A 15,334-nucleotide genomic window follows, 5' to 3' on the forward strand; every position below is an offset into this window, starting at 1 on the left:
ACCAGCACGACGCTCTATGTGTACAGTGCGGGCACGGGCTCCTGTCCCGATGTGGAGAACAGCTTCGATGTGACGATCAATTCAATTTCAGCTTTAGTGAGCGTGGACAACGAGTTGTGTTTGGACAGTGGTACAGGTTCCATAAATGTTTCCATGAATAATGGAGTTCCTCCTTATACGGTCCAAGTGAATACGATGCCAGTAATGGTTTTCAATACGGATGATTTTACTATTGGTAATTTGATTTCCGACAATTATTCCTTAAGTATTATCGATGCACAAGGTTGCATAACGAATGAAGTATTTGATATAGAAGCCGATGGAATAAATCTAGGTGCTGAAGTTACACCTATTTATAGCTGCAACCTAGGCATATTTTCCAACGGTATTGATGTTGTTTTAATGGATGCTTCTGTTGCATCCGATGTGATGTACGCTTTGAATTCCGTTAATCCGAATGATTTTGTATTGAATCCAGACTTTACCGATATTTCAGTTGGAACCCACTTTTTATCTATTCTGCATACGAATGGTTGCATGGAGTCCATCCCTTTTGAGATAGAAGATAGAGAGCCATTAAATTTAATCTTGAACAGTTCTGGAATCAACCAAATTACTGCTACGGTTACAGGAGGCGCTCCTCCATATACTTATTTCTTTAATGACGAGCCAGGTTCTGGTGAGAATACCTATTCTATCCAGTACAGCGGATTGCATACGGTACGAGTTTTGGATGGAAATGGTTGCGAGGTTTTTGATACTATTTCGCTTGAATTCTTGGATATAGAAATACCCAATTTCTTTACCCCAAACAATGATGGGCAGAATGATACTTGGAGTCCGAGGAACATTGAAGGATTCCCAAATATAGAGACCATTATATTTGATCGCTATGGTAGAGAAATCCGCATAATGGGAGCCATAGGAAATGGTTGGGACGGTTTTTATGAAGGTAGACCTTTGCCTTCAGGAGACTATTGGTATATCGTAAAACTTAATGATGGTAGTGAACGTGAATTTGTGGGGAATTTTACCCTATACAGATAAAAACTAATGATGAAGAAAAGAATAGTGTATCTATTGATATTGTTTGGGGTCTTCTATGTAAAAGGACAAGAATTAACCATTCCGCAATTGTCGCAATACCTATCGGACAACCCTTTTTTGATGTCTCCAACATACGCAGGAATAGGTAATTATGTTAAGGTTCGAATGAACGGGCTTACCCAATGGGTGGGCGTAGAAAATGCTCCCGATACCCAATCGCTATCTGCAGATGTTAGGTTAGGAAATAAATCAGGAATTGGATTGGTTCTATACAATGATTCAAATGGGGAGACCAAGCAACGAGGAGGTAAAGTTTCCTTTGCCCATCATCTAATTATAGACAAGTACAAGGACAATTTTTTTTCGTTCGCACTGAGTTTCAATATGAACCAGTTTCGGATTGATATTGAAAATTTTCGAAACAACAATGATCAGGCAGTGGTGGATGATCGATCTTCGAACAATCCGAATTTTGATTTAGGGATTTTATATCGAAAAAGAGGGTTTTATTTGAGCTTGAATGCAGGGAACATCTTGAATAAAAACCTAGAAAATTTCAACCCTATTTTTGAACCCAATACGCTTAGAAATTATTATCTATATGCAGGCTATAAATATCGCAAACACCCTAGGGATAAATTTGAATTGGAACCATCAGTATTCTTTCAATATTTTGAAAACGATGGCCGTTCGGTTACGGATGCGAACATTAAGCTTAGGTGGTATGATTTTCTGGATTATTACTATGCAGGATTTACGTACCGTTTTTTAAACGACCAGCCCGGCAATCCTCTATATGTGGCTCCGATTATAGGATTGAAAAAAGGGGACTTTTATTTTGGATACTCTTATCAACTTATTATGAACCAAATACTTGGGTATTCCTCAGGAACACATGTCGTAACGCTGGGCATAGACCTTTTCCAGGGGATATCCAATTGCACCTGTACATATTGAACAATTATAAATGAAAATTAAAAGAAAATGTTTTTAAGAAGAAGTAGATGGCACCTAACAGGGTTATTTGCCATTTGTTTGCTAGTCCTTGGCTGTGGTAACGAGGATAATAATCTTGGCTCGAGACAAAGTGTGGGAGCCATACCCGAGGGGACAACAGAAACCCTTGTTTACGTATCCGTTGATGATTTTGAAGTTCCCATTTATCTTTCTATACCAGCTGGCTGTGAAAATGCGCCCTTACCTGCTGTAGTTGTCATGCACGGTTCAGGTGGAATGTGGAGCAATGACGATCCAAGTACAGAAACTATGTCGGGACAATTTAGGGAGTGGCAAGCCCTTTTGGCTCAAAATTGTATTGTAGGGGCTTTTGTGGATAGTTATACCGGTAGGGGAATATTGACCAAGACTGGTAAGTGGGAAGAATTACCAGATAACTTTAGGATTAGTTCACAATTTGTTAGGCCAAGGGATGCAAATGCAGCACTTTCCATGCTTCAGAACCTGACCTTTGATGATGGGAGCTATGTTGTGGAAATAGATAAGATTGCTATTTTAGGCTTTTCAGATGGCGCAAGTGCCGTTGCAGCCACATTAATTGACACAGATAGAATTTCAGATGATTTTGAATGGACACAGAGTCAAAATGGGAAAGAATATGATGCTTCTGACGGAGTTTTGTCTCCTCAGCGCAAACCGGAAATTGGTTTCTCTGGAGGTGTTTTCTACTATGGGGGTTCAGTAGGTCATAACTATTGGGGAAGACATCCGTGTAGTTCTGAAGCTATGGAAGAAAATATATTCTTCCCTTATGCGCCAATACTTTACAATATTCCGGAAGAAGACTCTTTAACAGATAATACACTTTGCATGGTCGATTTGCTTATGGACAAGGGAGCCCCAATAGAACTCATCTTATATAGTGGTGTAGGTCACGGTTTTGACTACGACGATGTATCACACAGTACTACCGCCAGAAATAACACCATAAAATGGCTTCAAGATTTGTGGTTTGAGAACTAAAAAATTTCAAGCCAAAAGAAATTAGAACAATTAAGAGACCGTTTGAATTGTTCTAAACTATCATCCTCCAAAAGGTCATGTTCCATACATCCGATGCACCTCTATAAGGAGATGGAGCCCAAAAATCACCCTCAAGACAGTAAAATAAAAATAAGGGCCTATTAAAGGTCTGAAAAAGAGTAATGTATAAAACACTATGAGGAACAATTTTTTGGAAAAATGGATTTTAGATCTTGTGAAATCAGAATACGAAATTGGGAATATACCCAAAAGAGCCATCTATAAATTTAAGGATCAAAAAGGGGATTCAATTGAAGTCACGGTTGAATGGGTTAACACTGAAAATATGGATTGTAAAATTGTTTATGTGGCCAGAGCTTTTGGAAAATGCAGCCAAGTTGCAGATAACGATTTGATGCATAACCCAATATTTAAGGTGGACAGCTATTATACCTTGGAGGTACATACCTATTTGAACGGAATAAAAAGAAGCTATAGCACGCGAAAAATTGTGGATTATGACGTAGAGAATGTCATTGATCAATTGGATTGTTTGGAAGGGGTTAGAGGATGAAAAGGTGATGGAAATTGGACTATTGACATAGTAGCATAAAGTATCGGAGAAACGACATTAACCATGGATTTATGTAGGGTAAAACCTTCATTTTTCTCCAACTATCGTTGACTAAATTATTCGTAATTTTTGTTTGAAATTAAAGGGTGGAAGTGATAAAATCTAAAGATGTTCCGATTTGATAAAAATACGATCACAAGATATTTTTTATATATTGTGCTAAACTAACTAAGCTAATCTTTGAGAAAATGTCATCATTTACTGAGCTTTTATCAGATAATAATAAAGATGACGAGAGGGGTGATTTAGGAAAAGTTACGAAATCGTTTGAGTTCGACCCCTCCGTAGAATGGAAGCTATTTTGCGATGGCAGTGAATCTGCATTTGTTAAAATTTATAATCACTATTTTCAGATGCTATACAATCTTGGCCGTCAATTTTCTGGCGATCAGGATCTGTTGAAAGATACCCTTCAAGAAACTTTTATCAATATTCGAAAGAAACGACATAAATTGCATAAAGTGATTTCGGTAAAGGCGTTTCTTATAAAATGTTACCGTAACAAAATTATTACCGAGCAAAAGAAACAAAAGAAGAATTTGAGGCTAAATTATTCTTCGAACTCATTTGGGTTTCTTTTGACTCCTTCCCACGAAAGTGTGCTAATTAGCAGACAATTTCGGCAAGATCAAATACAATTGATGCAAGAATCCTTGAACAAATTGACTAGAAGGCAAAGGGAGGCCATTTATTACTTCTATTACAATGGACTTTCGTACGCTCAAATTAAAGATGTCATGGGTTTCTCAAGTGTGCGTGCCGCAAGAAATTTGATCTATAGATCACTTACAGAGTTAAAAAAGAAGGCGCAAGTATCCGAAAAATAGCAGATACATATTTCCTCTAACCTTTACATGTAAACTATCTACACCTTTTTTGGACTTAACGGCTGAATGTAAACAGCGCAAAACTATCTGCGCATTGTTATGCTTTGGTGGGTTATGCTGAATGAAAAGTGTAAGGCAAAAAAGGAAAAGAAAGTGTTTCAATGAATTATTGATTATTCCGATTTTTGCAGCAATTATAACAGATACATCAATAGTGGTTTTATTTTTTTGGAAGAAAAGCAATTTATTTTGATGTCATTTAACAATTTTTAACGTCTTATGTATAAGAGAGGCCAACGTATGGATTATCATGAATATGAATTGGAAGATTTTCTGGCAGACCCAGAGTTTAGAAACTGGGTTTTGAAGCCCAACCCCGCTTCCCACTTTTTTTGGAAGAAATGGTTGGCGGCCAATCCATCCAAAAGAAATACCGTTTTTGCCGCAAAGGAAATAATACTCTCACTGAAGTTTCATTCTGGAAGTGAAGTCGATGATAAGGATCAAGGAGAATTACTAAAGTCTATTTTAGGAAAAAGAAAGCCAATACCAGGGGTTAAAAAGTTGGGATGGTATTCCATTGCGGTTCAAGCTGCGGCATGCGCATTATTGTTGATTGCATTATCCATCGGACATAGTACCTCTACCTCGGCCAAATTGGAACCTGTTTTTAGTTCTGTTAGGTATATCGTGAAAGAGAACTTTAAGGGCCAAAAATCAAGAATTACTTTACCGGACGGATCAACTGTCTTTTTAAATAACAACAGTAGGGTGTCTTATGCTTCCCAATTTAATGGCGAAAGAGAAGTCTTTTTAGATGGTGAGGCATTTTTTGAAGTCAAAAAAGACCCTGCCAAACCTTTCCTTGTAAATTCTAATGGTTTGGTGACCAAGGCACTTGGAACATCATTCAATATAAAGGCCCACAAAGGCAAAAAAGTTGAAGTTGGATTGGTGACCGGAAAAATCTCTGTGGCATCCGTTTCGGAAGATGATAATGTCGAGATCATTAACAATAGAGGTGGTAAGGCGGTATTTGATGCCTTAGATGGGAAATTGGATATATCCGCATATGACGATATGGACTTTTACAAGTGGACCAAAAGGATTTTGGTGTTTAAAGCGGCAGGTTTTGATGAAATTGTGGAAGCCTTGGAAAACTGGTACGATGTGGATATCACCGTCCAAAACTTGAACAGGCCCATAACCTATACAGGTGAGTTCCCCAGTGAAAGCTTGGAAAGTGTTTTGGCCAGAATAGCATTCGTGGAACAATTCTCTTTTGAAATCGATGAAGAAAATGAAAGAGCAGTAACTATAACTTTTAAATAAAAACTACTAACACTTAAACTTATGAGAATGAAAAGCTACCCGTAAAAAATAAGTTTGCTCCAAAGAAAATGGCACTTTCGATGGAGACAAACTTATCATCAAAAGTTCAATTAATGTATATCAACTAAACCGATGTAAAAGTATGAAATTTAAACTATCTAAAACAATCGCTATGCTCTCTAGGATATTTATTTTGCAAGTAATATTCTGCTATTTCGCAATGGCTAACGAAGGGTATACGCAAAGCATGAAAGACATCTACCTTGAGTGGAATTCCGTCCGCCAAGTAAAAGTGTTGGATGTCTTTGAAGAAATCGAGAACCAATCCGCTTTCAAATTCAATTATGATGAGAAAGATGTGAACAGAAGAACAAAATTTAGTATTGCCACCGGGTCACATTCCGTATATGATCTATTGGAACAAATAAGCAAAGAAGCTTCACTTAGTTTTAGAAGGATTAATAGCACAATTGCTGTTTCTCCTAGACCTGAAAAAGAGTCTCCTGCAATTATAGAAAAGGAAGCCGTACAAAAAACAGTGACCGGAACCGTAACCGCTGCCTCCGATGGGGGACCACTGCCTGGCGTAAGTATTTTGGAACAAGGTACTACGAACGGTACGCAGACAGATTTTGATGGAAACTATACCATCGAAGTATCTGAAGGCTCAGTATTGGTATTCTCCTATTTGGGAATGTTGACGCAAAGTGTGACCGTTGGAGCATCTAATACGATCAACATTATTTTACAAGAAGATGCGAGCCAATTGGATGAGGTTGTGGTAACCGCTTTGGGTATTAAGCGAGAGAAAAAATCCCTGACCTATGCCACACAATCCGTTGAGACAGATGGTATTGATGAAGCAAGACCACAGCAAAACTTGGTGAATAGTTTATCGGGTAGAGTTGCTGGACTTTCCATACAAACATCAGGTAACGGCGTTAGTGGAGCTTCCAAAGTTGTATTGAGGGGTAACCGTTCCATTGCTGGTAGTAGTCAACCGTTATATGTTGTAGACGGTGTGCCGTTAGGTGGTGATATTGCAGATATTAGCCCTGACGATGTAGCTTCTATCAACGTGCTTAAAGGAGCGAATGCTGCTGCGATCTATGGAGCCCGAGCGAATAATGGTGCCATTATAATTACAACTAAGTCGGGAACGGCAGGTGGCTTTTCAATAGACTTCAGTGCGACAACTACAGCTGAGACTGCAAATATTTTGTTCGATTATCAAAACCAATTTGGTCAGGGTAGTGGGGGGACATATAACCCTGCTTCATTGCTTTCTTTTGGTCCTGCTCTTGGAGGGGGTTCTGTAGCTAACTGGTCTCCAAGTCCAGATATCACAGGGCAATTGCCATTTAATGCTCAATCTGATAATGTTAAAGATTTCTTTGAGACGGGCTTTAGCCAAGCGTATAACATTTCTGTCCGTTCAGGAAATGAAAGGGTACAGACCTTTTTTGGATATACCTTTGACGATAGAAAGGGTATTGTTAGTGGAAATGAGTTGCAAAGACACAATGCCAACTTTAAGATTGATAATGAAATTATTGAAGGTAAGTTGGATTTAAGTGCAAGAATCAACTATATCCGGACCAACATCGACAATCAATTGGATACGGGTGAATCATTTGCTAACCCATTACGACATGCCTATAGATTGCCTCGTAACATTCGTACACAAGATATCGAGGTTTTCGAATATGTTGATGCCAATGGTAATACCAGACAGAATTATTGGGATCCAGGAAATAATGGTGGTGCGAATCCATATTGGACCATAAACAGAAACCTTAATGAGATTATTACCAATAGAGTTTTGGGATATTTGTCATTGACCTATCATTTTAACGATAATTTGGATTTATTGGTGAGGACCGCTATCGATCAAAGCAGTGGTTCTAGGGAAGATAGAGATTTTAATGATTCTTATATTATTGCTGACAATGGTCAATATCAAACCAATAATTCCAACTCATTGGAATGGAATACGGATTTCCTTTTGAGCTACAACAAGCAAATCAACGATGATTGGGCCTTTAATGCGAGCATTGGTGGTAACAACAGACAAGCTAATGCCAAATCAGTATCAACAAGCAATGGCGGACTCAATGCAGCTAACATATTTGCCATAAGCAATGCCATGAACTTAACTGCAAGTCAAACATTAAACCGTAGAGAAGTAAATTCACTATATGGTTTTGGCCAAGGTTCTTATAAAGATGCCATTTTCTTGGATTTGACCTACAGGAGTGATTGGAGTTCTACATTGCCGGAAGATAATAATAGATTTGACTACTACTCTGCCGGTGTAAGTGCAGTTCTCTCTGATTTGGTGGATTTACCAGAAGCATTTTCTTTCTTGAAATTGAAAGCCAACTATGCTGAGGTAGGTAACGATACGGCTCCGTTTAGTTTAACAAGAATAGCAAGCTTGCAGCCAGGTGGTTTCATTCAGTTGGGAACTGTTTTGCCTAATCCGGATTTAAAACCAGAGCGTACACGCTCAATTGAGTTTGGTTTTGATGCCCGTTTCTTGGATAGCCGTTTAGGAATTGATTTCAACTATTATAAGTCAAATAGTGAGGATCAATTGTTTGGTCAGCAGGTACCTCAAGGTTCTGGTGTTGCGACTCGTTTTATCAACGGAGCGGATATCCAAAACAAGGGTGTGGAAATTATTGTAACTGCCAATCCAATTCGTACAGCAGATTTCAACTGGAACATCACAGCTAACTTTACCAAAAATGATAGTGAAGTTATCGAGCTAGCCGAAGGTCTTGAAACTTTGAGTTTTGGAGGTGATTTCTTCAGAAGATTTGAGTTGAACGTTGGAGACGAGTGGGGTAATGTATACTCTAGAGGTTTTGAGCGAGATGCACAGGGTAGAGTGTTGGTGACTCCAGATGGTTTACCACAGGTTACTGTAGGTCAAGATGTCCTTATTGGTAACTTCAACCCAGATTGGTTGGGTGGTATTTTAAATAACTTCGACTATAAGAACTTTAGTTTTAGTTTCTTGATCGATATACGTCAAGGTGGTACAGTAGGTACCTTTACCAACGCAATTTTGGCTTCCGATGGAGCTCTTACAAGAACGCTTCAGGGAAGAGATGGTTCCTTGGTATTCGGTCAGAACATATTCCCAAATCTAGAGGTGGTCAACACAGACGGTACACCAAATACAACTTCCGTAACCGCGGAAGCATTTTGGGGACAAATTGGAGGACGTAACTCACCGGCTGGTGAAGCATTTGCTGAAGATGCATCTAACATTAGAATGCGTGAGATGACTTTTGGATATAGATTTCCACAATCGTTGTTAGACAAAACCCCGATTAAGTCAGCTAAGATCTCTTTAGTTGGAAGAAACTTGTTTTTCTTTTCAAACAATGCGACTGTAGACCCTGAAGTAACTACTGGTACAGGTACCGCTGTTGATGGATTCAGTTCATTTGCACCTCCTGCTACAAGAAGTATAGGTCTTAACCTAAAAGTAGGATTCTAAATCAAAAAAGTTGTAAATTTAAAAGAAAAAGACATGAAAAGATTCATTAAAAAGATTAGTTATTTAAGCTTGCTGGGCGCAATGCTCACGGGCTGTACCAGCGACTTCACTGAAATCAACACAAACCCCTTGGCTTTGGATATTGGTGCATTGGAAGAGAGTCAGGTTCTACAGGGCCAAGCTTTCGCCCAGGCCCAATATGTAGCCGTAAATGGTTTGCACTGGCGCTTCCAGATTTCGCAGAACTTGTTTTCGGACATTTGGTGCCAGTACTTTGCTACCACAGCATCTGGATTCGATTCTGACCGTTATGTTCAGGTAGGTCGTTGGGCTGATTTGGCTTGGGGATCCTTTTACGGACAGGCCGCTCCGCAGATCAGGTTGATAGAGGACTTATCCGCGGCAAACGGCAATGATGTGGGTAATGCCATGGCCAAAATTTGGAGAGTCCATTCCTATCATAGAATTACCGATTATTGGGGACCTGTTCCTTATTCGGCTTTCGGTAACGGAGAACTTTCCGTGCCCTATGATTCCCAGGAATCCATGTATGATAATTTCTTCACTACCTTGGATGAGGCAGTGGCACAATTATCAGGTGGAGGTTCATCCTATGCAGGAAGTGATAGAATTTATGGTGGTGATGGAGCCCAATGGTTAAGATTTGCCAATAGCCTTCGTTTACGTTTGGCACTTCGTATCAAATACGCTGATCCAGCCAGAGCGCAAGCTGAAGCTGAAAAAGCGGTAAACGCTGGAGTAATTACTGACAATGCTGACAACGCTTTTGTTGATGTTGATGATATCAACAGAAACCCATTGGAAACTATTACCGATTGGGGTGAGTTCCGAATGAGTGCTACCATGGAAAGTATCCTTAAAGGATATGATGATCCTCGAATGGCAGAGTACTTCGCACCAGCAGTTGATGGAGATTCCGATGGAGATGGAATTCCTTATGAAGGACTGTTGAATGGTCAAACAAGGGTTTCTTTGGAAACGAGCAAGAATGCAGGACACTCTGATTTGGCAACGAAATTTATCGATGTGGCCAAAGGAGGAGAAAACCCACCAATTGAGCTAATGAACGCTGCGGAAATCTTTTTCCTAAGAGCTGAAGGAGCTCTGGAAGGATGGTCAATGGGCGGAACAGCACAAAGCTTGTATGAAGATGGTATTAGAGCATCCATGACCCAAAAAACTGGGGCAGATGGGGCAGCTATCGACGCATACATCGCTAGTGCAAACGTTCCTGTTCTTTATGATGCGGGTACTGTACCTGTTACCGATATTCCAATTGCATTTGATGCAGGTGGTGGTGCAGAAAGACAACTAGAACAAATTATCACCCAGAAATGGATTGCAATATATCCCAACGGATGGGAAGCTTGGGCTGAACTTAGAAGAACAGGCTATCCTAGACAATACGCAAGGGTTGAATCACAAAACCCTGATGTAGGGGTAGATGAGATCATGAGAAGAATGGTCTATGTGCAAAGTGAATTTGACACCAATGGCGATGCCGTAAATGCTGCAATAGCGCTTCCTGAAATGTCAGGTGGTGACAGAAACAGCACCAAAGTATGGTGGGATAAAAAATAATTAGTTTGAGTTAGGTTTAAGTAGTGAAAATACCAATGTGATTTTTAGCATTGGTATTTTTTTTCTCTTGTGCTGTCTTTTTCCAACATAGTTTCAATAGTTGGATAAGAATTTTATTACCCTATTTATCGATATGAGAAATTCCCTTTTTAAAGAGTTTACACTGTTCCTGTTGTTGATTTCTTTGCTGTCATGTAAGGAGACCCAGCCCGAAACAATGTTCACGCAATTGGAGTCCAGGACAACTGGAGTTGACTTTGTCAATAGGCTTCAAGAAACGGAGCAATTCAATGTTTTGGAGTACGGTTACCTCTATAATGGGGGAGGTGTTGCAATAGGCGACATCAATAATGATGACCTATTGGATATTTACTTTACAGGGAATATGGTGGGAAGCCATCTGTATCTAAACCAGGGAAACTTTAAGTTTAAGGAAATAGCAAAGAAGGCCGGAGTATTTGCAGAAGGGTTATGGAATACAGGTACGGCAATGGCCGATGTAAATGCCGATGGACTATTGGATATCTATGTTTGCCGATCAGCTGCTAAAGACCCGAGCAAAAGAAAAAACCTATTATTCATAAACAACGGAGACCTTACTTTTACCGAAAAAGCCAAAGAATTTGGTATAGATGATTCTGGTTATACAACACAAGCTTCCTTTTTTGATTATGATAACGACGGAGATTTAGACCTCTATGTATTGAATCATTCTACTCAAGAGTATGCAGGCTTTGACCGAATTACCTATAAATTAAAAAATCGCAAGAACAGTGCGTATTCCGACAAGCTCTACAAAAATGAAGGTGGCCACTTCAAAGATGTAAGCGAAGAGGCCGGACTTGTCTCCAATGTATTGGGTTTTGGTTTGGGAATCTCTGTTTCGGATTTGAACAATGATGGATGGTTGGATATGTACGTATCAAATGATTACAATGAACAAGACTACCTCTATCTAAACAATCAAGACGGAACATTCACGGAAAGTTTGGAAAACTATTTAGGGCATACTTCCCTGTTTTCCATGGGAAGTGATATTGCCGATGTCAATAACGATGGCTATACGGATATCATCACTTTGGATATGTTGCCGGAGGATAACTACCGTCAGAAAATGGTATCTGGACCTGACAACTATGAAAAGCATAGTCTTTTGGAGAAATCCGGTTTTTACCATCAAACCATGCGGAATATGATGCAATTGAACAATCAAGGGAATTCGTTCTCCGAAATTGGACAGTTTTCCGGCATTTCAAATACGGACTGGAGTTGGGCCTCGTTGATTGCAGATTTTGACAACGATGGATTCAAAGATGTCTACATTACCAATGGTTATAAACGAGACTATACCAATATGGACTTCATCAACTATGCTGTCCAGGAAAAGTTGAATGAGAACAAAACAGGTCAACGTACAGCTATATCGGAACTATTGGAGAACATGCCGTCGGCTGTTGTTGAGAATTACATGTACCACAATAATGGGGATTTAACGTTTAACAAAGCAAACGCTGACTGGGGATTGCAGCAAAAGTCTCTTTCAAATGGTGCGGCATACGGTGATTTGGACAATGATGGAGATTTAGACCTTGTTGTCAACAATATAGATGAAAAGGCATTTGTATATAGGAATAACAATGAGCTTATAAAAGACAACAACTACCTAAAGGTAAAACTAAAGGGAAGCAAGAACAACAAATTTGGCATTGGTGCAAAAATCGTGGTGGAGCATAATGGAAAAACAATTGTCCAGGAAATGATGCCAAGTAGAGGGTACCAATCCTCAATGCCGTACAATCTCATTTTTGGATTGGGAAAGGATAGTGTTGTTCAAAAATTGAAGATCAATTGGCCCGATGGGAAGGTTCAAGAATTGCAGGACGTTCAGGCAAATTCGACCCATGTACTTTCAAACAGCGAAGCGATAACAATTCTTAAAAGTAAAATCAGTGAGCATTCAGGCCATTTTATCAATTCAACTGTTGATAGCCTAATAACCTATCAGCATGTGGAGAATGAATACAACGATTTCAAAAGAGAACGTTTGTTGCCACATCAATTGTCAACACAAGGGCCTAAAGTAGCCAAAGGAGATGTGAATGGCGATGGTTTGGAAGACCTGTTTATTGGAGGGGCCAAAGGAAGTTCGGGGCAATTGTTTCATCAAGATAACAATGGAAGTTTTATAGCCCAGAATAATGGATTCCTGTCTGCGGATATCAAATCAGAGGACATTGGAGCGCATTTTTTTGATGCGGATAGCGATGGTGACCTTGACCTTTATGTGGTAAGTGGAGGGAATGCCTTTGATAAAAATGATATTGAGCTTCAAGACAGGTTGTACATCAACAATGGGAGAGGTGATTTCACAAAAAAAGCCGATGCCCTGCCCGAAATGCTCACAAGTGGTTCATGTATAAGCTCAGGGGATTATGATAACGATGGTGATTTGGATTTGTTTGTTGGCGGAAGGATTGTTCCGGGTGAATATCCAACCTCACCCAGAAGTTATGTGTTGATCAACGATGGCCACGGCAATTTTGAAGATGGGACAGGTGAAGCAAATCCAGCATTGGAATTCCCCGGATTGGTTACCGATGCTGTTTGGGTAGACTTTAATGCAGATGACCAACTAGACCTTGTTGTTGTAGGCGAATGGATGCCCATTAGGATGTTTGTAAATAATGGCACTAAACTAAACGAGATTACCGAAACTGAAGGGCTAAAAGACTCAGAAGGACTATGGAACAAGATAATTGCTGATGATTTTGACAACGATGGAGATGTGGATTTCGCCCTCGGCAACTTTGGCTTGAACTCACAGCTTAAAGCTTCAATTTCCGAACCTGTTTCTTTGTATGTAAAAGATTTTGATGGCAATGGTTCCTTAGATCCCGTACTATGCTCATACATTATGGGAGAAGAATTTCCAGTTTTCTCCAAAGATGACCTGGTGGAACAATTGAATGGCTTAAAAAACAAATATGTAAGCTATGAAGACTATGCCAATGAAAGGATTACCGATGTTTTTTCCCCTCAAGAATTGGAAGACAGCCAAATACTGCAAGCAAAAAATTTCAGCAGTGGCTATTTGGAAAATTTAGGAAATGATCAATTTGCTTTTAAGGCATTGCCCAAAGAGGCGCAACTATCTCCGGTATACGGAATGCTTTCCAAAGATTTCAACGGGGATGGCCATAAAGACATCCTTTTAGGAGGCAACTTTTTTGGTACACGGGTAAAATACGGTAGATACGATGCCAGCAAAGGGACATTACTTTTAGGTGATGGTAAAGGAAACTTCGCGGGAACTGACGTTGCTGAAAACGGATTGAATATTGATGGAGAGGTCCGGGATATAGCACTTTTGAATTTGGCCAACGATAAAAAAATAGTCGTGTTTGTCAAGAACAATGGCCCCGTTGAGGTTTATACTTGGGATAAATGATAAGCTACTACCTAACAGCTCTTAAATAAACCAAGAAATTCTTTCTGTACACAAAAACAGTTGATGTAATGGATTCTATTTTAAAGGAAAAATACAGGAAGCTTATGCTTGTCCTGGTTTTGATGAGCGCTTTTATCTCCTCCTGTGCCCAAAAAGCAAAAGGAGAAAAACACCTTATAAAGGTCCTCAGTTATAACATTCATTATGGTGTTGGTACTGATTCAGAAAAAAACCTTCAACGAATAGCGAGCGTGATCAACAAGCTAGATCCAGATATTGTTGGGTTGCAGGAAGTAAGTGATTCCATCATGGTGGCTGAACTCGCCCGCTTAACAGATATGGAAGGTATCTTTGGAGCATCAACAGAAAAAGAAGCACCAAACCTATATCGCCTATTGGGCATTCCGGTTCCAAAATCACAATTGTTTTATGGCGATGCCATCCTATCCAAATATCCGATAGAAAATATCGGCAATGTTTCCATTCCAAGTGCTAGCAGTAGTAGATATGAAGCTATGTGCGTTGATATTGACATATCAAGACTAACCGGGCAAGATGATAAAATTAGGTTTGTCAACACCCATTTCGACTATTTGGAGACCATTGGTTCCAAAGAAGCAAGAAAAGCAAGCGTTGAGGTTATAGAACGGGCTTTTTTTTCAGAAAATGTTTCCCTCGCTATTCTTACAGGTGATCTGAATGTAACACCCGGCTCTGTGCCTATGCAACTCCTAGCAGAAAAAGGATGGGCTTATGAAAATTTAAATGAGGAATTGTTCACCGTTCCTTCAAAAAATCCAAGAAAACAGATCGATTATGTTCTTCCAAGACCAAAAAACAGATGGAAGGTTGTCGAGGTGGAAGCACTACAGGAACCTGTAGCTTCCGATCACCTACCACTGCTGATGAGCTTGGAATTGATTTCAAAAAAATGACAATTTATAAACCAACTA

At 39.6% G+C, this 15,334-nt stretch carries 10 protein-coding genes; all 10 read left to right on the top strand.

The window, feature by feature from the left end:
- A partial coding sequence (locus tag ACULLH_RS04255) for a T9SS type B sorting domain-containing protein (RefSeq protein WP_454087484.1) occupies positions 1-1,047 on the top strand: 1,047 nt, incomplete at its 5' end.
- Between the two features lie 9 nt (positions 1,048-1,056).
- Complete coding sequence (locus ACULLH_RS04260) at positions 1,057-2,004, top strand: PorP/SprF family type IX secretion system membrane protein (RefSeq protein WP_454087953.1); 948 nt, start codon at positions 1,057-1,059, stop codon at positions 2,002-2,004.
- Positions 2,005-2,031: 27 nt separating this feature from the next.
- On the top strand, positions 2,032-3,027 hold the full coding sequence (locus ACULLH_RS04265) for a dienelactone hydrolase family protein (RefSeq protein WP_454087485.1): 996 nt from the start codon (positions 2,032-2,034) through the stop codon (positions 3,025-3,027).
- Between the two features lie 196 nt (positions 3,028-3,223).
- On the top strand, positions 3,224-3,601 hold the full coding sequence (locus ACULLH_RS04270; protein WP_454087486.1) for a hypothetical protein: 378 nt from the start codon (positions 3,224-3,226) through the stop codon (positions 3,599-3,601).
- Between the two features lie 248 nt (positions 3,602-3,849).
- Positions 3,850-4,488, top strand: coding sequence for an RNA polymerase sigma factor (locus ACULLH_RS04275; protein ID WP_454087487.1), 639 nt, complete (start codon positions 3,850-3,852; stop codon positions 4,486-4,488).
- 279 nt (positions 4,489-4,767) lie between these two features.
- Complete coding sequence (locus tag ACULLH_RS04280) at positions 4,768-5,820, top strand: FecR family protein (protein ID WP_454087488.1); 1,053 nt, start codon at positions 4,768-4,770, stop codon at positions 5,818-5,820.
- Between the two features lie 247 nt (positions 5,821-6,067).
- Entirely contained in the window at positions 6,068-9,331 is a 3,264-nt protein-coding gene (locus tag ACULLH_RS04285; protein ID WP_454087489.1) for a SusC/RagA family TonB-linked outer membrane protein, read from the top strand.
- A gap of 33 nt (positions 9,332-9,364) precedes the next feature.
- Positions 9,365-10,933 carry a SusD/RagB family nutrient-binding outer membrane lipoprotein gene (locus ACULLH_RS04290; protein ID WP_454087490.1) on the top strand — a complete coding sequence of 523 codons (1,569 nt, stop codon included), beginning with the start codon at positions 9,365-9,367 and terminating at the stop codon, positions 10,931-10,933.
- 133 nt (positions 10,934-11,066) lie between these two features.
- Positions 11,067-14,381 (top strand): VCBS repeat-containing protein, encoded by a 3,315-nt coding sequence (locus ACULLH_RS04295; RefSeq protein WP_454087491.1) that lies wholly within the window; start codon positions 11,067-11,069, stop codon positions 14,379-14,381.
- Positions 14,382-14,449: 68 nt separating this feature from the next.
- Positions 14,450-15,316, top strand: coding sequence for an endonuclease/exonuclease/phosphatase family protein (locus ACULLH_RS04300; protein ID WP_454087492.1), 867 nt, complete (start codon positions 14,450-14,452; stop codon positions 15,314-15,316).
- The last annotated feature ends 18 nt before the right edge of the window (positions 15,317-15,334 follow it).

It is taken from the genome of Flagellimonas sp. 2504JD4-2, from assembly GCF_053642935.1.

What these genes read in the sequence shown, in the direction of transcription:
- ACULLH_RS04260 (WP_454087953.1), top strand. Translation starts at nt 1,057, where the DNA reads ATGAAGAAAAGAATAGTGTATCTATTGATATTGTTTGGGGTCTTCTAT.
- ACULLH_RS04265 (WP_454087485.1), top strand. Translation starts at nt 2,032, where the DNA reads ATGTTTTTAAGAAGAAGTAGATGGCACCTAACAGGGTTATTTGCCATT.
- ACULLH_RS04270 (WP_454087486.1), top strand. Translation starts at nt 3,224, where the DNA reads ATGAGGAACAATTTTTTGGAAAAATGGATTTTAGATCTTGTGAAATCA.
- ACULLH_RS04275 (WP_454087487.1), top strand. Translation starts at nt 3,850, where the DNA reads ATGTCATCATTTACTGAGCTTTTATCAGATAATAATAAAGATGACGAG.
- ACULLH_RS04280 (WP_454087488.1), top strand. Translation starts at nt 4,768, where the DNA reads ATGTATAAGAGAGGCCAACGTATGGATTATCATGAATATGAATTGGAA.
- ACULLH_RS04285 (WP_454087489.1), top strand. Translation starts at nt 6,068, where the DNA reads ATGAAAGACATCTACCTTGAGTGGAATTCCGTCCGCCAAGTAAAAGTG.
- ACULLH_RS04290 (WP_454087490.1), top strand. Translation starts at nt 9,365, where the DNA reads ATGAAAAGATTCATTAAAAAGATTAGTTATTTAAGCTTGCTGGGCGCA.
- ACULLH_RS04295 (WP_454087491.1), top strand. Translation starts at nt 11,067, where the DNA reads ATGAGAAATTCCCTTTTTAAAGAGTTTACACTGTTCCTGTTGTTGATT.
- ACULLH_RS04300 (WP_454087492.1), top strand. Translation starts at nt 14,450, where the DNA reads ATGGATTCTATTTTAAAGGAAAAATACAGGAAGCTTATGCTTGTCCTG.